General features: G+C 60.6%; 19 protein-coding genes. 4 read left to right on the top strand and 15 right to left on the bottom strand.

Translation table 11 applies throughout. The features are described 5' to 3' along the window. Window positions 1-29 precede the first annotated feature (29 nt). On the bottom strand, window positions 30-347 hold the full coding sequence (cyaY, locus tag PQQ96_RS10885; RefSeq protein ID WP_408291506.1) for an iron donor protein CyaY: 318 nt from the start codon (window positions 345-347) through the stop codon (window positions 30-32). Window positions 348-382: 35 nt separating this feature from the next. Between cyaY and lptM the strand changes: the two genes are divergently transcribed. Continuing rightward, window positions 383-727, top strand: a complete 345-nt coding sequence (gene lptM, locus PQQ96_RS10880; protein WP_408291504.1) for an LPS translocon maturation chaperone LptM — start codon at window positions 383-385, stop codon at window positions 725-727. 9 nt (window positions 728-736) lie between these two features. Further along, window positions 737-1,999, top strand: a complete 1,263-nt coding sequence (gene lysA, locus PQQ96_RS10875; protein WP_408291502.1) for a diaminopimelate decarboxylase — start codon at window positions 737-739, stop codon at window positions 1,997-1,999. A gap of 77 nt (window positions 2,000-2,076) precedes the next feature. On the opposite strand, the gene msrQ is transcribed toward lysA, so the two are convergent. The 5 genes from msrQ to PQQ96_RS10850 form a co-directional block, all read right to left on the bottom strand. Then, complete coding sequence (msrQ, locus tag PQQ96_RS10870) at window positions 2,077-2,772, bottom strand: protein-methionine-sulfoxide reductase heme-binding subunit MsrQ (RefSeq protein WP_408291500.1); 696 nt, start codon at window positions 2,770-2,772, stop codon at window positions 2,077-2,079. 14 nt (window positions 2,773-2,786) lie between these two features. After that, a complete protein-coding gene (gene msrP / locus PQQ96_RS10865) occupies window positions 2,787-3,782 on the bottom strand; it encodes a protein-methionine-sulfoxide reductase catalytic subunit MsrP (protein WP_408291498.1) in 996 nt (331 codons plus the stop codon). Between the two features lie 198 nt (window positions 3,783-3,980). After that, on the bottom strand, window positions 3,981-5,195 hold the full coding sequence (ccsB, locus tag PQQ96_RS10860; protein WP_408291496.1) for a c-type cytochrome biogenesis protein CcsB: 1,215 nt from the start codon (window positions 5,193-5,195) through the stop codon (window positions 3,981-3,983). Window positions 5,196-5,199: 4 nt separating this feature from the next. Continuing rightward, a complete protein-coding gene (locus PQQ96_RS10855) occupies window positions 5,200-7,401 on the bottom strand; it encodes a cytochrome c biogenesis protein ResB (protein WP_408291494.1) in 2,202 nt (733 codons plus the stop codon). A gap of 116 nt (window positions 7,402-7,517) precedes the next feature. Further along, window positions 7,518-8,171 carry a c-type cytochrome gene (locus tag PQQ96_RS10850; protein WP_408291492.1) on the bottom strand — a complete coding sequence of 218 codons (654 nt, stop codon included), beginning with the start codon at window positions 8,169-8,171 and terminating at the stop codon, window positions 7,518-7,520. A 217-nt stretch (window positions 8,172-8,388) separates the two neighbouring features. Between PQQ96_RS10850 and yihA the strand changes: the two genes are divergently transcribed. Then, window positions 8,389-9,045: a ribosome biogenesis GTP-binding protein YihA/YsxC gene (yihA, locus tag PQQ96_RS10845; protein ID WP_408291490.1), complete on the top strand. Its 657-nt coding sequence runs from the start codon at window positions 8,389-8,391 to the stop codon at window positions 9,043-9,045. A gap of 250 nt (window positions 9,046-9,295) precedes the next feature. After that, on the top strand, window positions 9,296-10,294 hold the full coding sequence (gene hemB / locus PQQ96_RS10840) for a porphobilinogen synthase (RefSeq protein WP_408291488.1): 999 nt from the start codon (window positions 9,296-9,298) through the stop codon (window positions 10,292-10,294). Between the two features lie 165 nt (window positions 10,295-10,459). On the opposite strand, the gene dsbD is transcribed toward hemB, so the two are convergent. The 9 genes from dsbD to infA all read right to left on the bottom strand — a co-directional run bounded on the left by dsbD (window position 10,460) and on the right by infA (window position 16,506). Next, entirely contained in the window at window positions 10,460-12,334 is a 1,875-nt protein-coding gene (dsbD, locus tag PQQ96_RS10835; protein WP_408291486.1) for a protein-disulfide reductase DsbD, read from the bottom strand. Next, entirely contained in the window at window positions 12,327-12,659 is a 333-nt protein-coding gene (cutA, locus tag PQQ96_RS10830) for a divalent-cation tolerance protein CutA (RefSeq protein WP_408291484.1), read from the bottom strand. The genes dsbD and cutA overlap by 8 nt, the downstream gene beginning before the upstream one ends. 195 nt (window positions 12,660-12,854) lie before the next feature. Continuing rightward, on the bottom strand, window positions 12,855-13,247 hold the full coding sequence (gene rplQ, locus PQQ96_RS10825; protein WP_408291482.1) for a 50S ribosomal protein L17: 393 nt from the start codon (window positions 13,245-13,247) through the stop codon (window positions 12,855-12,857). 181 nt (window positions 13,248-13,428) lie between these two features. Next, a complete protein-coding gene (locus PQQ96_RS10820) occupies window positions 13,429-14,406 on the bottom strand; it encodes a DNA-directed RNA polymerase subunit alpha (RefSeq protein ID WP_006052226.1) in 978 nt (325 codons plus the stop codon). Between the two features lie 124 nt (window positions 14,407-14,530). Next, the gene (rpsD, locus tag PQQ96_RS10815) at window positions 14,531-15,154 is read right to left on the bottom strand and encodes a 30S ribosomal protein S4 (RefSeq protein ID WP_027800372.1); all 624 of its coding nucleotides are present in this window, start codon (window positions 15,152-15,154) and stop codon (window positions 14,531-14,533) included. Window positions 15,155-15,310: 156 nt separating this feature from the next. Then, window positions 15,311-15,715, bottom strand: a complete 405-nt coding sequence (gene rpsK / locus PQQ96_RS10810; RefSeq protein ID WP_006052224.1) for a 30S ribosomal protein S11 — start codon at window positions 15,713-15,715, stop codon at window positions 15,311-15,313. Window positions 15,716-15,743: 28 nt separating this feature from the next. After that, window positions 15,744-16,109 (bottom strand): 30S ribosomal protein S13, encoded by a 366-nt coding sequence (rpsM, locus tag PQQ96_RS10805; protein WP_012434566.1) that lies wholly within the window; start codon window positions 16,107-16,109, stop codon window positions 15,744-15,746. Window positions 16,110-16,150: 41 nt separating this feature from the next. Beyond that, a complete protein-coding gene (gene rpmJ / locus PQQ96_RS10800) occupies window positions 16,151-16,267 on the bottom strand; it encodes a 50S ribosomal protein L36 (RefSeq protein ID WP_004199844.1) in 117 nt (38 codons plus the stop codon). Window positions 16,268-16,287: 20 nt separating this feature from the next. Then, window positions 16,288-16,506: a translation initiation factor IF-1 gene (gene infA / locus PQQ96_RS10795; protein ID WP_004521905.1), complete on the bottom strand. Its 219-nt coding sequence runs from the start codon at window positions 16,504-16,506 to the stop codon at window positions 16,288-16,290. Window position 16,507: the final 1 nt, after the last annotated feature.

Below are 16,507 nucleotides of genomic sequence, written 5' to 3'. Positions count from 1 at the left end.
TTCCCGAATCCAATTCAGAAACGAGCGCTTTAGGCCGCGAAGTGAACCGGCTCGCCAGCCTGCTGCGTCGCGTACTCCGACAGCGCGGCGAAAAACTCCGTGCCGCTGCGCGTATCGCGCCACTCGCCGTCGATGAAACGGAAGTGAAACCCGCCCGCTTTCGCGGCAATCCAGATCTCGCTCATCGGCGGCTGCAGGTTGACGATGATCTTCGTGCGGTTCTCGAATTCGAGGGTCAGGACATTGCCGCTGCGCTCGAGTTCGATGTCGACTTCCGTGTCGTCAAGCGCGCGTTCGATGGCGGCTAGCGCGGCTTCCGCGCGGGTCAGGTATTCACTATCGGACATGCTAAACTCCATCGATTATTTATTCAGGGACAGTCATGCGAGTCGTATCTCGGATGCGCGCGGCGGCGCCCGGCCGCGCGATTGTAGCGGGTTTAGCCATTCTCGCAGGTTGTGCACTTGCCGGCTGCGGGCAACGCGGTTCGCTCTATTTGCCCACCGTGCCGCCGCTACCGGCCAAGCCGGTCGAGCGCACGCAACCGCCGTCGCCGGATGCGGGGAAATCGGGCGAGCAAACCACCGCTCCGATGGGTGAGGTACCCGATACGTCCGGCGCACCGCTCTCGTTGTCGCCGGAAAGCGAACTCGCCACGCCGCCCGCTTCTGCTGCATCCGCCGCTATGCCCGCGCAACCTGCCTCTGCAGTCACTCCCGCTCAATAAGACTTTCGCATGACTCGATCCGCATTTGACTACGTCGACGGCGTGTTGCACGCCGAAGGCGTGTCCGCCATCTCACTCGCCGAGCAATTCGGCACGCCCCTGTACGTCTATTCGCGTGCCGCGCTCACCGAAGCGTGGAATGCCTATGCAGGCGCTTGCGCCGGCCGCCGCGCGACCGTGCACGTTGCCGTCAAGGCCAACAGCAATCTCGCGGTGCTGAATGTGTTCGCACGCCTCGGCGCCGGCTTCGACATCGTGTCGGGTGGCGAACTGGCGCGCGTGCTGGCCGCGGGCGGCCAAGCGGAAAACACCGTGTTTTCCGGCGTCGGTAAGCATGCGGACGAGATGCGTCAGGCACTCGCGGCCGGCGTCAAATGCTTCAACGTCGAATCGATTCCCGAACTCGACCGCTTGAATGCGGTTGCGGCGGAAATGGGCAAGAAAGCGCCCGTCTCGCTGCGCGTGAATCCTGATGTCGACGCAAAAACGCATCCGTATATTTCCACCGGCCTGAAGTCGAACAAGTTCGGCGTCGCGTTCGAAGACGCACGCGCCACGTATCAAGCCGCTGCGGCAATGACGCATCTCGACGTAGTCGGCATCGACTGCCATATCGGCTCGCAGATCACTGAAGTCGCGCCGTATCTGGACGCGGTCGACAAGGTTCTCGAACTGGTCGAACAGATCGAGCAGGACGGCGTGAAGATTCGCCACATCGACGTGGGTGGCGGTCTCGGCATCACGTACGACGACGAAACCCCACCGGAAATCGGCGACTTTGTGCGCACCGTGCTGGATCGCATCGAAGCGCGCGGTCACGGGCACCGCGAGGTCTATTTCGAGCCAGGCCGTTCGCTGGTCGGCAATGCCGGCGTACTGCTGACGCGCGTCGAGTTTCTGAAGCCAGGCGCGGAAAAGAATTTCGCCATCGTCGATGCGGCGATGACCGATCTCGCGCGCCCTGCCATGTACGAGGCCTATCACGCGATCGACGCGGTCGTTAAGCGCGACGTGCACGCTCACGTCTACGACGTGGTCGGCCCGGTTTGCGAAAGCGGCGACTGGCTGGGTCGTGAACGTCTGCTGGCGGTCGAACCGGGCGATCTGCTGGCGATTCGCTCGGCTGGCGCATATGGATTTGTGATGAGCTCGAACTACAACACCCGTCCGCGTGCGGCCGAGGTGATGGTTGATGGTACACAAATGCATCTCGTTCGCGCTCGTGAAGAGGTCAAGCAGCTGTTTGCGGGCGAAACCATCTTGCCGGCGTAAGCGTCAGAACTCAAAGCATAAAAAAGGCGATGCCGCTGCGGCATCGCCTTTTTCTATTTGCGCGCGGATCCTGGTGGTCAGCGCGTCTTCAACCTCCGCTCGCGCAGCCATACGAGCAAACGCCACCCCAATAACGCGACCATGATCGCGCCGTAGATCTTCGGCAAGATCAGGTCGTGCTTGCCCGCCCTCATCCACCAGAAGTGCAGGATCGCAAGCACGCCGATCGCATAAATCGCACGATGCAGCGTCTGCCAGCGGCGTCCAAGTTTGCGCACCATCGCGCGCGGCGACGTCACGGCCAACGCGATCAGCAGCACGAACGCGGCGAAGCCCACGGTAATGAAAGGCCGCTTGCCGATGTCCTTGAGAATCGCGGCAACATCGAACCACTTGTCAAACCACAGGTAAGTGGTGAAGTGCAGCGTCGCGTAGAAGAACGCGTAAAGACCCAGCATCCGGCGAAACCTGGCCAATGCTGTGATGCCGGTCAGCCGGCGCAATGGCGTCACGGCCAACGTGATGCAAAGAAAGACGAGCGTCCACAGGCCCGTCGAGCGCGTGATGAACTCGATCGGATTCGCACCCAGCCGATCGGTCATGCCGAACAGCACGATGCGCGCGAGCGGATACCACGCCGCGATAAACACCGCGATCTTCGCGGGCACGATCCAGCGCGCGCCGCTTGCGGGGCGTTTCGCCGTAGCCGATGCCTGCGCCGCTCGCAGCGCTCTGGTTTCGGGTTGAGCAACAGGTTGAGTATCGGAAGCCATATTCGCGCCGTCGCTCAGAAGTTTTTCTTCAGGTCCATGCCCTGATACAGCGACGCGACCTGATCGCCGTAGCCGTTGAACATCAACGTCTTGCGTTTGGGGGTGAAGAAACCGTCTTCGCCGATGCGCCGCTCGGTTGCCTGGCTCCAGCGCGGGTGATCGACGTTCGGATTCACGTTCGAATAAAAGCCGTATTCGTTTGATGCGTACGTGTTCCAGCTGGTCGGCGGCTGCTTGTCGAGGAAGCGGATCTTCACCAGCGACTTCGCGCTCTTGAAGCCGTACTTCCAGGGCACCACCACCCGGATCGGCGCGCCATTCTGATTTGGCAGCACCTGGCCGTAGAGGCCCATCGTCAAAAGCGTCAGCGGATTCATCGCTTCGTCCATCCGCAGGCCTTCGGTGTACGGCCAGTCGAGTACCGGCGTCGAGAGGCCGGGCATTTGCGACGGATCGGCGAGCGTGATGAATTGCACGTATTTAGCGTTGCCGGTCGGCTGCACACGCTTGATCAACTCCGCGAGCGGCACGCCGATCCACGGAATCACCATCGACCAGCCTTCGACACAACGCAACCGGTACACGCGTTCTTCAAGCGGCGCGAGCTTCAGCAATTCGTCGATGTCATACACCTTCGGATTCTTGATTTCGCCCTCGACGCTCACCTTCCACGGGTGCGGGCGCAACGTACCGGCGTTCTGCGCGGGATCCGCTTTGTCGGTGCCGAACTCGTAGTAGTTGTTGTACGTGGTGATGTCCTTGTACGGCGTGATCTTGTCGAGCGCAACGAACTTCGCGTTGGTCTTCGCGGCGAGCTTCTGCGCCTTCGGATCCGGCGACGAATACGCTGCCAGCGCTTCGCCATTCACCCCGATCAGACTGCCGAGCGCTAACGCGCCGGCCGCCTGCAATACGCGCCGCCGGTTCTCGAAGACGCGCTGCGGCGTGATTTCGCTGCGCGCGATGTCGTCGCCAATGAGTTGCGTTCTGTCGCTTCGCTTGATCCACATCGTGCTGCTCCTTGCCGGCCCATCGGGTTGTCTATCTTACGGGGCCATATTGATGATCGACTCGTCTAGCTACTCGCCCAGCCATCCTTAGGTACTGCTCTACCGAACACCGTGGATGCAGCGAATATTCCACCAGACGTAAAAAAACCGCCGGTGCGAAGCACGCGGCGGTTCTTAGTCGGCTCAGAACGGCAGATCTTACAGCTTGCCGTAACTATGCAGCCCCGACAGGAACATATTGACGCCGAGGAACGCGAACGTCGTGACCAGCAGGCCGGTCAGCGCCCACCATGCGGCCACCGCACCACGCAGGCCCTTCATCAGGCGCATGTGAAGCCAGGCCGCGTAGTTCAGCCAGACGATCAGCGCCCACGTTTCCTTCGGGTCCCAGCTCCAGTAACCGCCCCATGCTTCAGCGGCCCACAGTGCGCCGAGAATCGTTGCGATCGTGAAGAACGCGAAGCCGACGGCGATCGACTTGTACATCAGGTCGTCGAGCACATCGAGCGGCGGCAGGCGGTCCGCCAGCACGCCGCGCTCCTTCGCCAGATACGCGACACCGACCATCGCCGACAGCGCAAAGCTGCCATAACCGATGAAGTTAGCCGGCACGTGGATCTTCATCCACCAGCTTTGCAGCGCGGGAACCAGCGGCTGGATCTGCTGCGCGTCGCGAGCGACCGAGTACCACATCAGGAAGCCGACCGCCGCGCCGATCACGAGGAGCACGAAGGCGCCGAGCGCACGCGTGTTGTAGTGCTGCTCGTAGTACAGATAGAACAGCGCCGTGATCAGGCTGAACAGCACGAACACTTCGTACAGGTTCGAAATTGGAATATGGCCGACGTCCGCGCCGATCAGGTACGACTCGTACCAGCGCACCATCAAACCGACGAAGCCCATCACCACCGCGGCCCACGTCATTTTCGAACCGATCGCGGCGCCGGTCGGTGAACGGGACAACAAGCCGATCCAGTAGAAGACGGTGGCGAACACGAAAAGCGCGCTCATCCACAGAATCGCGGACTGGCTCGACAGGAAATACTTGAGGAAGAACGCGGTATCCGCGCGGCTGAGATCGCCGTGATAGATCTGAATCGCCAGCAGCGACAGCGCCGCAATAGCGGCCATCAGCGGGCGCACGGGCTTCCAGCGCCAGCCGAGCACGATGAACACCGGCACCGCCAGGCACAGCACCAGTTTGTCGTAGTAATTCATGAACGGGTGATAGCGCGACAGCGCGAACCCGGCCCCCGCGACCATCACGACGGCGAACAGCCAGTCGACGACACCGAGCCGCTTCAGAAACGGCCGCTCGTCATACTGCGCGACGTTGAGTGTCTCGCTCGCGAACGCCCTGTTGGGCCGCGAAGCTGACGAAGAAGAGGATGAGGAAACCTGAGTCAAGTCCATGATCTTACCGGTTCGAATCTTGTGAGCGTGCGGACGGCGCGCCGGCATTGCCGGAGGCGTCGGGTGCTTCGGTGAGTTTGGCGCCCAGCGCGGCACCAACTGCGTCGCGCGTTTGGACGAACTCCTTCTCGAAATCGAGCGTTTTGCGCGCGCTCGACATCGCCATCACGACATTCGTGCCGTGATCGGTATCTTTAAGCCAGAACCAGAGGCGCCGTTCGCGGACGTAGAACATCGAGAAGATGCCCAACACGAGGAGCAGGCTGCCAAGATACACGACTTTTTTGCCCGGCGCGCGCGTCAACTGAAATACCGAAGCTTGCACCTGCTTGAATGAGTCGAGCTGTAAATAGACCGGCGAACCATACAAAAAGCTGTCAGATATCGCATTGATCGAGCTTTGGATGAAGCGGCTGGCGTCCGCATTAGGCTGCGCATCCGGCTCGCCCAACTGCTCACGCGACAGTTGCCACATATCCCACGTCGCGCCTTCCAGCATGCGCAGCAGCAGACCCGCAGCCTTTTCCTGCTCGCCCTTCGGCACCGATTGGTCGATGAAACCGGCAATCGCCTGGAAACCGCCGACCACCTGCCCGTTCGGCATCTTGATGCTGTTGTCCGCACCAGCAAACAGGGTCAGGACACGCAGCGCGCTTTCTTCCAGGTGCTGCTGCAGTTCGGCATTGCCGGGCACCGAACGCAGCGCGAAACGATGGGCGGCCGCGGCGCGCATGGCCGGATTTTCAAGCGTGGCGCGCAGGTTCATCCATTCCTTGACAGTCCCGCCGGTGTCGGCGGGAATACGCAGGTAGCGGAACGGGTCGTCCGGATTCAGGCGCATGCCGGCGAGGAACATCTTTTCGCCGCCTACATCCACCGGCAGCATGTAGTTGTTGTACTCGCGCGCCTGGCCGTCCTTGTCGCGCACCTTGTACTGCACCGACGGGCCAACGTTATGCAGATCGAGCGGCTTGGAGGTCTTGGCACCGGAGCCGAGGCGTTCGTCGAACGCTTCTTTCAGCGTGCGATGCGCGGCGACGCCGCGAGCATCGTTCTGGCCGCTGCCATTGGAGATGTTTTCGACGTTGATCGCGCGGAAATCGGTGAATTCGACCGTTTGGCCGTCGGCCAGCGGCGTAGCCGTGCTCAACGGCGCGTTGCTGCCGATCGTGCCGCCGAACGGCGCGGTCTTCGCGCTCGCGCCTGACATCGGGTACGCGGTCATCTGCATCTGCGAGCCGCCGTCCTGGAAGCTCGACTGGTAGATCGACACACCGTCGTAGGTGAACGGCTTGTTCACTTCGACGCGTGCCGGCACACGTGCGCCCGTCTTATGGTCGACCACGACGATGTCGCTGGCGAACAGCTTCGGCATGCCGGTCGAGTAATAGTCGACGATGAACTTGTTCAGCTCGATCGAGAACGGCAGGTCCTGGATCAGCGAGCCGTCCGGCTGGTTCAGAATCGCCGTCGACACATGCTGCCCTTCCGGCACCCATGCATAACCGCGGAAAGTCGGGTTCGATTGCGACAGGCGATGTTCCGGCGGAATGTCGTTGATCACCGTGTTGGCGCGGATCGGCGACTTGTCGAACAGCCACATTTGCAGCTTGATCGGCAGATTGCTGTCGAGCAGACCACCCAGACAGATGACCACAATCGCAATATGCGCGGAGATGTAGCCGAACTTGGTCAGCGCGCCGCGCTTGGCGGCGATCAGTGTTGCACCGTCCGACTCACGTGTAACGAACTTGTAGCCGAGCTTGGCCGACAGCTTGGCGAGCACCGCCGTGGTCTGCGCGCGGGTACCGTGCACCGCGAACTCGCCCTTGTGGTGGAACGCGCGCAAGCTGCCTTCGCGGACCTTGTCCTTCCAGCTCTTGACGTCCGCGACCACTTTCGGCGCATTGCGGATCACGCACAGCGACACCGACACCATCAGAAAGCCGAGAATCAGCATGAACCACCACGAGCTGTACACCGTGTACAGGCTCAGCGAACGGAAGATGTCCGCCCAGAACGGCCCGAACTGATTGACGTAGTTGGGATAGGGGTCGTCCTGCGTGAGGACGGTGCCGATGATGCTGGCGATCGACAGAATCACGAGCAGCGCAATGGCGAAACGCATCGAACTCAATACTTCGATGATGCTGCGCGTGATGCGATTGCCCGACTTCGACTGCAAACCCGACGTGGTGACACTCATTCATACTCCGACTGAACAGCAAAAAAGGGTGAAGGGCTGTCGTGGACACGACGCCCTCACCCTTTTCTTGTTTTGTACCGGCCTCGCTGGACCGGTTGCACTTGCGTGCGGGCTTCTTAATGCAAGCCCGCGATGTAATCGGCTACAGCCTTGATTTCGCTGTCCGACAGACGCGATGCAATGGCGTGCATCGCCTCATTGTTATTACGTGCGCCCGGACCTTGCGTGAACGCGGTCAACTGCGCCACCGTGTATTCGGCCCACTGCCCCGACAGACGCGGATACTGCGACGGGATCCCCTGACCGGTCGGCCCGTGGCAGCTTGCACACGCCGGCACGCCCTTGTCCGCAATACCGCCACGATAAATCTTCTGACCGAGCGGGACGGTGTCTTTGTTATGCGCATAGCCTGGCTTCGGGGTCTGCGTCGCGAAATAGGCTGCGACGTTGACCATGTCCTGATCGGACAACGCGGCAGCCATGCCCGCCATGATCGCATTGTTGCGCGCTGGCTGCTTGGCGCCCGGTTGCGTCTTGAAATCCATGAGCTGCTTGACGAGATACTCAGGATGTTGACCCGCCAGCTTCGGATACGCACCGCCAGCACTGTTGCCGTCAGCACCGTGGCATGACGCGCAAACCTGCACCGCGATTGCCTGCCCCCGATTGACGTCCGGCTTTGCCGGATCTGCTGCTCGTGCCTGAATTGCCAAACCTGAAAGACCTGCCGCTACTTGAAGCACCATCAGAGTCTTGCACAGTCGATTCATTCGCACACCCTGTCTCGTCTTGTGGGATTTTAGAGGTTTTGCAAGATACGACAGCGACTGAGTTGACCGCTAAGAGCCGCCAAGGCACGCGGGCTGGCCCCCTCAGGTTTTCAGTAAACCATCGTATTGTACAATAACTCGCTAATCGCTAAGACGCCAGTCGGGCTTGACCCGTCCCCACTCCGGGTTCCCCGGCGTCTCGAATCCTGGCCTGATCATGTCTTCCTTCCTGCTCCACCAATCCCGCTTTTTCACGACCGTCAATCACCTGCGTGATCTGCCGGCCACGGCGCAACCCGAGATCTGCTTTGCTGGGCGCTCGAATGCGGGCAAGTCGACGGCCATCAATATTCTGTGCAATCAGAAACGCCTCGCCTTCGCCAGTAAGACGCCGGGCCGCACGCAGCACATCAATTATTTCTCGGTGGGCAAGGCGGATGAGCCGACTGCGCACCTGGTCGACCTGCCGGGCTACGGTTATGCGGAAGTGCCGGGCGCAGCCAAGGCTCACTGGGAAGCGCTGCTCTCCACCTACCTGCAGTCGCGCTCGCAACTGCGCGGCATGATCCTCATGATGGACTCGCGCCGCCCGTTGACGGATCTGGACCGGCGGATGATCGAGTGGTTCGCCCCGACCGGCAAGCCGATCCACACGCTGCTGACGAAGTGCGACAAATTGACGCGCCAGGAAAGTGTGAATGCGCTGCGCGCGACGCAGAAGGGTTTGGCCGAATATCGCGCCAACGGTTACCAGGGCGAACTGACCGCGCAGCTGTTTTCGGCGCTCAAGCGTATCGGAATCGACGAGGCGCACGAGCTGATCGAAAGCTGGCTGATCCCCGACGCAAAGGGCGAAGAAGACGCGCCGCAATAAGCGCAACGGCGCCTGTCAGCCGGGGTACAAGCCCCATTTCGGCCGCCCATAAAAAAACCCGCCGCTTTAACGGCGGGTCAAACAGCCTAATCGAAAAAACGACAGGCACCCGCTCAGGGAGGAGAAGCGGGGAGGTCAGCGCAGGGCGCCTTGCTCGATCGGTATGATATACCATTGTCTCGAAAAGTTTCCGGGAGCGGAGGCAGGCGTTATGTGTCCACTCCACACATCCACGATCTTCGATTCGTTTATGAGCTTCTTTCCGCACTTCCGTCCGCGCCGCATGCGCCGTGACGACTTCTCGCGCCGCCTGATGCGAGAAAACATCCTCACCACCAACGATCTGATCTACCCCGTGTTCATCGTCGAAGGCACCAACGTGCGGCAGGCCGTACCGTCGATGCCGGGCGTCGAGCGCGTGTCGGTGGATCTGCTGATGGGCGTGGCCGAGCAATGCGTCGAGTTGGGCGTGCCGGTGCTGTCGCTCTTTCCGGCGATCGAGCCCTCCCTGAAAACGCCGGATGGCCGCGAAGCGACCAACCCGGCGGGCCTGATCCCGCGCGCGGTTCGCGAACTGAAAAAGCATTTCCCCGATCTGGGCGTACTCACGGACGTCGCGCTCGACCCGTACACGAGTCACGGCCAGGACGGCGTACTCGACGAGGCCGGCTATGTGATCAACGACGAGACCGTCGAGATCCTGGTTGAACAGGCGCGCGCGCAAGCTGAAGCGGGCGTCGATATCGTCGCGCCCTCGGACATGATGGACGGCCGCATCGGCGCGATCCGCGAAATGCTCGAGAGCGAGGGCTATATCCACACGCGCATCATGGCCTACTCCGCCAAGTTCGCGTCGGCGTTTTACGGCCCGTTCCGCGATGCCGTCGGTTCCGCGACGAATCTCGGCAAGGGCAACAAGATGACCTACCAGATGGACCCGGCCAATTCGAATGAAGCGCTGCGTGAAGTGCAAGCGGACATCGAAGAAGGCGCGGATATGGTGATGGTCAAGCCAGGCATGCCGTATCTGGACATCGTGCGTCGCGTGAAGGACGAGTTCAAGTTCCCGACTTACGTGTACCAGGTGAGCGGTGAGTACGCCATGCTGAAAGCGGCCGCGCAGAACGGCTGGCTGGATCACGACAAGGCGATGATGGAGTCGCTGCTGGCGTTCAAGCGGGCAGGCGCGGATGGCGTGCTGACCTACTTCGCGCTGGATGCCGCTCGGATTTTGCGCGCGCAGAAGTGATCTAAGGTGTCGCTTTGTCGGCGACACCTGTCTTCTCAAAGCTGAAAAAACGGGGCCGCGACTTAAGTCGTGCCTCCGTTTTTTTATGCTTGTTCCGGCGGGCGCCTTTTACGGGCGCGTCGGCGCGCGTTTCCTGGCGCGCTCAGGCAGGCGAATCACTTTCCGTTACGCCCCAGGCGCACTCGCGCGATCGAGGGTGCGCAAGAACTTGTCAGCAGACTCGTATCCGACGACGCGCAACACTTCCTTGCCACCTTGATCGAAGAAGATGATGCCAGGCGGCCCAAACAGGCTGAAACGCTTGAGCAGCATTTGATCGTCGGCGTTATTCGCGGTGACGTCGGCGCGCAGCAGGTTCATCTGCTTCAATTTCGCCTGGACACGCGGATCGCTGAACGTGAACTTCTCCATTTCTTTGCAGCTCACGCACCAGTCTGCGTAGAAATCGAGCATAGCGGGCTGCGCAGCCGTTTTGACGGCCTCGTCGAGCTCGGCCGAGGAACGAACCGAAGCGAACGTCAGATCGCTCTGTGACGCCGTATTCGACTTATTGGCGGCATTGGCCACGCCAGCCTCCCCAGCGCCGCGCGCCGCCAATACAGCTAGCGGACGCAGCGGATCGGACGAGCCCGCAGCGAGGCCTACCAGCAGCACCGCCGCCCAGATTGCCAGCGCCGCGCCGATTCCACGGCCGAGCCGGCGCCACACCGACGCGCCCGCGGCTGGGGCCGAGAAAAGACCGAGTCCTGCCGCGGCGATCAGCAGCCACAACGCGCTCAACAGCATGGTCGCTGTCGCACCGAGCACCGGCCAGACAATCCACAGGGCGGCCGCAAGCAGCACCACGCCGAAGAACACCTTGACGCCGTCCATCCACGCGCCGGCGCGCGGCAGCAAAGTACCGGCGCCAAGACCGATGATCAGAAGCGGCACGCCGAGACCGAGTCCCATTGAGAACAGCGCCGCGCCGCCGAGTAACGCGTCGCCTGTGTGCGCGATGAACGCCAGCACGGCAAAGAGCGGCGCTGTCATGCAAGCGCCGACCACTAACGCGGACAGCGCGCCCATGACAGCCACCGCGGCAAATTTGCCGCCGGAACGCCCCGTCGACGCGCGCGACACGCCTTCCTGCCAGCGCTGCGGCAACGCGATATCGAAGCCCGCGATCAGGGTCAGCGCGAAAACGGTCAGCAGCACGCCGAACGTACCGAGCACCCACGGGTTCTGCAGCCACGCGCCCAGGCTCTGCCCAACCAGCGCAGCCGCAATGCCAAGCGCCGTGTACACGAGCGCCATACCGATCACATACGCCAGCGACAACGCAAGGCCGCGAGCACGCGTCACCCGCGCGCCCTCACCGATGATGATCGCCGACAGAATCGGAATCATCGGGTACGAACACGGCAGCAGACTGAGTACGGCGCCCGCCAAAAAATAAAGCCCGATAATCGCGAAGAAGCCGCCGCCTTGCAGTAGCGACTGGGCGTAATCGGCGCTGGTGGCACGCTCATACCACGAGACACCGGCTCCTGCGGATGGTTGCGTAGAGGCGGTGGTCGCGGCGCTGTCGGCTGGCTGCAAAGCCTCGCCGCTCACGTGATACACGCGCTCCATCGGCGGATAGCAGATGCCGGCATCGGCGCAGCCCTGCGACGTGACAACCAGGTCAAACGGCCCCTGGGCCTGTTTCACCGGGATGCGGATCGTCAACTCATTGCGATACGTTTCAACGTTCTTGCTGAAGGTCTGATCGAACTTTACGTGGCCGGCCGGCAATTGTGGCTCGCCGATCGTCGTCGTGCCGTTGCGGGTCGCGAACGCGAAGCGCTCCCGGTACATGTAGTAACCGTCCGCGATCTTGTAGGTGACGTCGACTTCGCCGGGCTTCTCTGTCGCGCTGAATTTGAAGGCGGCGGCGGGATCGAGGAAGTCGTCCGCGGCGTGCGCAAGCGTGCCGAGCTGAGCGAAGATCAGGCAACCGAGCAGGAAAAAGACTACGCGCAACGCATGACGCGCACGCCGATTAAGACCGTTAAACATGGAGAGGACGTTGGGTTTCAGCAGTGATCCACTGGCCGTACGCGACCGATGCCGTAGCTTGCCACGAGAGGATTTCCGGCGTGTCGTAGGGATGGTGTGCCTGGATGTACTGCTCGAGTTCAAGCGCGCGTACCGCACTCGTCTTGAACAGCAACTGGATCTCTTGCGCCGTTTCGATCGCGCCCTGCCAGTGATAGCTGGACTGCACAGTGCCTAGCTGCGTGACGCAGGCGCACAGTCGCGCGGCCAGTGCGCCCGCCGCGAGCTTCTGAGCAACGGCGGCATCCGGTACCGTGGTCAAAATCAAGGTCACATTCAGGCTCACACAGGCTCCGGACAGGCACGATTCAAGTGCCGATATCGTATCACCTAGCCTTGCAGCGCCGCTGTGGTGCCGCTGAAGCGCCCGCGGCGAACGTGCGGCATTTGGCCGCGATGATTGGAGTACGGGGCTCAACTCCGCCGCCAGAAACAAAAAAGCCAGGCTTGGCGCCTGGCTTTTTCTTCGATGCTAAAAAACTTATTCAGCTTCTTGCACTTCAACTTCTTCGACATCCGGACGGTCCAGCAATTCGACCAGTGCCATCGGTGCGTTGTCGCCGACGCGGAAGCCGAACTTCAGGACGCGCAGGTAGCCGCCCGGACGGGTAGCGTAACGCGGGCCGAGGACTTCGAACAGCTTCGTGACCGAGTCACGATCGCGCAGGCGGTTGAACGCCAGACGACGATTTGCCAGCGACGGCTTCTTGCCGAGCGTGATCAGCGGCTCGACGACTTTACGGAGTTCTTTCGCCTTCGGCAGCGTCGTCTTGATGACTTCGTGCTCGATCAACGAGTTGGACATGTTACGGAGCATTGCCAGACGGTGGCTGCTCGTGCGGTTCAGTTTCCGCAGACCATGACGGTGACGCATGTTAATTCCTTCGATTCAAAGTTTTGGTCCAGCTCTTCTATCGCGCTCGGCCTACCTTCGGTTTCCCAACGGTGACGAGTGCACGGGCCGGTAGTGAAAAAAGACAAGACGCGGATTTTAAAGGAAAATCCGCGTCTTTGCCAGTGCAGCAGCGGGTTCTGTCCCGGGATGACTTCTCGACTTACTTGTCCAAACCTGCCGGCGGCCAGTTTTCGAGTTTCATGCCGAGCGTCAAACCACGCGACGCCAGTACTTCCTTGATTTCGTTCAGCGACTTGCGACCCAGATTCGGGGTCTTGAGCAACTCGTTTTCCGTGCGCTGGATCAGGTCGCCGATGTAGTAAATGTTCTCGGCCTTCAGGCAGTTCGCGGAACGAACCGTCAGTTCGAGATCATCAACCGGGCGCAGCAGGATCGGATCGATCTGCGGCGCACGCGACGGCGCTTCCGCCGTTGCTTCGGTGCCTTCCAGTGCAGCGAACACCGACAGTTGATCAACCAGAATACGCGCCGATTGACGGATCGCTTCTTCCGGCGAAATCACACCGTTGGTTTCGATGTTCATCACGAGCTTGTCGAGGTCGGTACGCTGTTCGACGCGCGCGCTTTCAACAGCGTAGCTCACGCGGCGAACCGGCGAGAACGACGCGTCCAGCACGATACGGCCGATGATCTTGGCCGACTCTTCGCCGTAACGACGCACATTGCCCGGCACATAACCACGGCCCTTTTCGACCTTGATCTGCACGTCGAGCTTGCCGCCCTTCGACAGGTGCGCAATGACGTGATCCGGGTTGATCACTTCGCAATCGTGCGCGAGTTCGATGTCGCCAGCGGTGACAACGCCTTCGCCTTCCTTGCGCAGCGTAACCGTCACTTCGTCACGGTTATGCAGCTTGAACACCACGCCCTTCAGGTTCAACAACAGGTTGACCACATCCTCTTGCACACCGTCGAGCGTCGAATACTCATGTACGACGCCTGCGATCGTCACTTCGGTCGGCGCGTAGCCGATCATCGACGACAGCAGCACGCGCCGGAGCGCGTTACCCAAGGTGTGGCCGTAACCGCGTTCAAACGGTTCCATGACCACTTTCGCATGGCTCTCGCCAAGCGATTCAACAGCGATGATCTTGGGCTTCAACAAACTGGTTTGCATAGGTTTTCCTTTTCAATACCCTCGGCTCGTTACACCGATAAGGCTGACCGGTAACAACCTGAAAATAAACAGCCGAGACGCCTCCTTGCGCAACGCAATCGAGGTGCCCCGGCCGTTAATCCGATTACCGCGAATACAATTCGACGATCAGGCTTTCGTTGATATCGCCAGCGATGTCGCTGCGTTCCGGCTTGCTCTTGAACGTACCTTCGAATTTCTTCGAATCGACAGCAACCCAGCTCGGCAGACCGCCTTGCTCAGCCAACGACAGCGCTTCGAGAATACGCGCCTGCTTCTTCTTTTGTTCGCGCACTGCGACGACGTCGCCTGCCTTCACTTGCATCGACGGGATGTTCGACACAACGCCGTTCACCGTGATCGCCTTGTGGCTCACGAGCTGACGCGCTTCAGCGCGCGTCGAGCCGAAACCCATGCGATACACGACGTTGTCGAGACGCGATTCGAGCAATTGCAGCAGGTTTTCACCCGTGTTGCCCTTCAGGCGGTCGGCTTCAGCGAAGTAACGGCGGAATTGACGCTCCAGGACACCGTAGATGCGCTTCACTTTTTGCTTTTCGCGCAGCTGCGTGCCGTAGTCGGACGTACGTGCACCCGACGTGCGGCCGTGTTGGCCAGGCTTGCTGTCAAGCTTGCACTTGTCAGCGAGCGAACGACGGGCGCTCTTCAGGAAGAGGTCAGTGCCTTCACGGCGGGACAGCTTGGCCTTAGGGCCGATATAACGTGCCACGTTGATTCCTTCTATGATTAATCACACGAATGCATGCACTCGCGCTAGTCCGAACCCTTTGGGTCGAACGGTGGGCTTAGTCAATTCAATAGCGCAAGCAGCCTGTGGTCGCCGGCTTCAACCCCGGCGGCGACAGGCGCTAGCGAAAACAGCGTCTTAGATACGACGACGCTTCGGCGGACGGCAGCCGTTGTGCGGGACCGGGGTCACGTCGGAGATCGCCGTGATCTTGATGCCAAGACCATGCAACGCGCGCACCGCCGACTCACGGCCAGGACCGGGGCCCTTGATCCGCACTTCGAGGTTCTTCACGCCGTATTCCATCGCCACGCGGCCAGCCGATTCGGCTGCCACCTGGGCTGCAAACGGGGTCGATTTACGCGAACCCTTGAAGCCCTGACCACCCGACGTTGCCCAAGCAAGTGCATTGCCTTGACGATCGGTGATCGTGATGATGGTGTTGTTGAACGACGCGTGAACGTGAACCACGCCCTCGGCGACGTTCTTCTTGACCTTCTTGCGAACGCGTTGCGCCGCGGAGTTGTTCGAAGCCTTAGCCATTACGTTTTCCTGTAACTGTCAGTTCCGCTTACTTCTTCAGCGATTGCGCTGCACGACGCGGACCCTTGCGCGTACGGGCATTCGTACGCGTGCGTTGGCCACGCAGGGGCAAGCCCTTGCGATGACGCACGCCACGGTAGCAGCCGAGATCCATCAGGCGCTTAATGTTCATCGTCGTTTCACGGCGCAGATCGCCTTCAACGATGAACTTGCCGACTTCTTCACGCAGCTTTTCGAGGTCTGCGTCGTTCAGGTCCTTGACCTTCTTCGAAAATGCCACACCAGCAGCGACGCAAATGTCGCGCGAGCGCGTGCGGCCGACACCGTAAATAGCCGTCAGGCCGATTTCGGTATGCTGGTGATTCGGGATGTTAACCCCTGCGATACGAGCCATTGTTTTTCCTCAAACAAAAAGCGCAGCAAAAAGCGCGGCGTTCAGCCTTGACGCTGTTTGTGGCGCGGATCAGAGCTGCAAATCACGCGCACAACGCCTTTGCGCTTGATGATCTTGCAATTGCGGCAAATGCGCTTAACCGATGCCATCACTTTCATGATATTACCCTTTTTTCAAATCACTTCGCCCGGAACACGATCCGCGCACGCGACAGATCGTAAGGCGTCAATTCAACCGTTACCTTGTCGCCCGGCAAGATTCGGATGTAGTGCATCCGCATCTTGCCGGATATGTGTCCCAATACGACATGGCCGTTTTCCAGCTTCACCCTAAAGGTAGCGTTAGGCAGGTTTTCGATGACTTCACCCTGCATCTGGATAACATCGTCTTTGGCCATA

It is taken from the genome of Paraburkholderia sediminicola (assembly GCF_046027825.1).
Lineage (GTDB): Bacteria > Pseudomonadota > Gammaproteobacteria > Burkholderiales > Burkholderiaceae > Paraburkholderia > Paraburkholderia sediminicola_D.
Note: the sequence above shows the minus strand (reverse complement) of the source record. Positions and strands in the feature narration are given on the sequence as shown.

What these genes read in the sequence shown, in the direction of transcription:
- cyaY (WP_408291506.1), bottom strand. Translation starts at nt 347, where the DNA reads ATGTCCGATAGTGAATACCTGACCCGCGCGGAAGCCGCGCTAGCCGCC.
- lptM (WP_408291504.1), top strand. Translation starts at nt 383, where the DNA reads ATGCGAGTCGTATCTCGGATGCGCGCGGCGGCGCCCGGCCGCGCGATT.
- lysA (WP_408291502.1), top strand. Translation starts at nt 737, where the DNA reads ATGACTCGATCCGCATTTGACTACGTCGACGGCGTGTTGCACGCCGAA.
- msrQ (WP_408291500.1), bottom strand. Translation starts at nt 2,772, where the DNA reads ATGGCTTCCGATACTCAACCTGTTGCTCAACCCGAAACCAGAGCGCTG.
- msrP (WP_408291498.1), bottom strand. Translation starts at nt 3,782, where the DNA reads ATGTGGATCAAGCGAAGCGACAGAACGCAACTCATTGGCGACGACATC.
- ccsB (WP_408291496.1), bottom strand. Translation starts at nt 5,195, where the DNA reads ATGGACTTGACTCAGGTTTCCTCATCCTCTTCTTCGTCAGCTTCGCGG.
- PQQ96_RS10855 (WP_408291494.1), bottom strand. Translation starts at nt 7,401, where the DNA reads ATGAGTGTCACCACGTCGGGTTTGCAGTCGAAGTCGGGCAATCGCATC.
- PQQ96_RS10850 (WP_408291492.1), bottom strand. Translation starts at nt 8,171, where the DNA reads ATGAATCGACTGTGCAAGACTCTGATGGTGCTTCAAGTAGCGGCAGGT.
- yihA (WP_408291490.1), top strand. Translation starts at nt 8,389, where the DNA reads ATGTCTTCCTTCCTGCTCCACCAATCCCGCTTTTTCACGACCGTCAAT.
- hemB (WP_408291488.1), top strand. Translation starts at nt 9,296, where the DNA reads ATGAGCTTCTTTCCGCACTTCCGTCCGCGCCGCATGCGCCGTGACGAC.
- dsbD (WP_408291486.1), bottom strand. Translation starts at nt 12,334, where the DNA reads ATGTTTAACGGTCTTAATCGGCGTGCGCGTCATGCGTTGCGCGTAGTC.
- rplQ (WP_408291482.1), bottom strand. Translation starts at nt 13,247, where the DNA reads ATGCGTCACCGTCATGGTCTGCGGAAACTGAACCGCACGAGCAGCCAC.
- PQQ96_RS10820 (WP_006052226.1), bottom strand. Translation starts at nt 14,406, where the DNA reads ATGCAAACCAGTTTGTTGAAGCCCAAGATCATCGCTGTTGAATCGCTT.
- rpsK (WP_006052224.1), bottom strand. Translation starts at nt 15,715, where the DNA reads ATGGCTAAGGCTTCGAACAACTCCGCGGCGCAACGCGTTCGCAAGAAG.
- rpsM (WP_012434566.1), bottom strand. Translation starts at nt 16,109, where the DNA reads ATGGCTCGTATCGCAGGGGTTAACATCCCGAATCACCAGCATACCGAA.
- rpmJ (WP_004199844.1), bottom strand. Translation starts at nt 16,267, where the DNA reads ATGAAAGTGATGGCATCGGTTAAGCGCATTTGCCGCAATTGCAAGATC.
- infA (WP_004521905.1), bottom strand. Translation starts at nt 16,506, where the DNA reads ATGGCCAAAGACGATGTTATCCAGATGCAGGGTGAAGTCATCGAAAAC.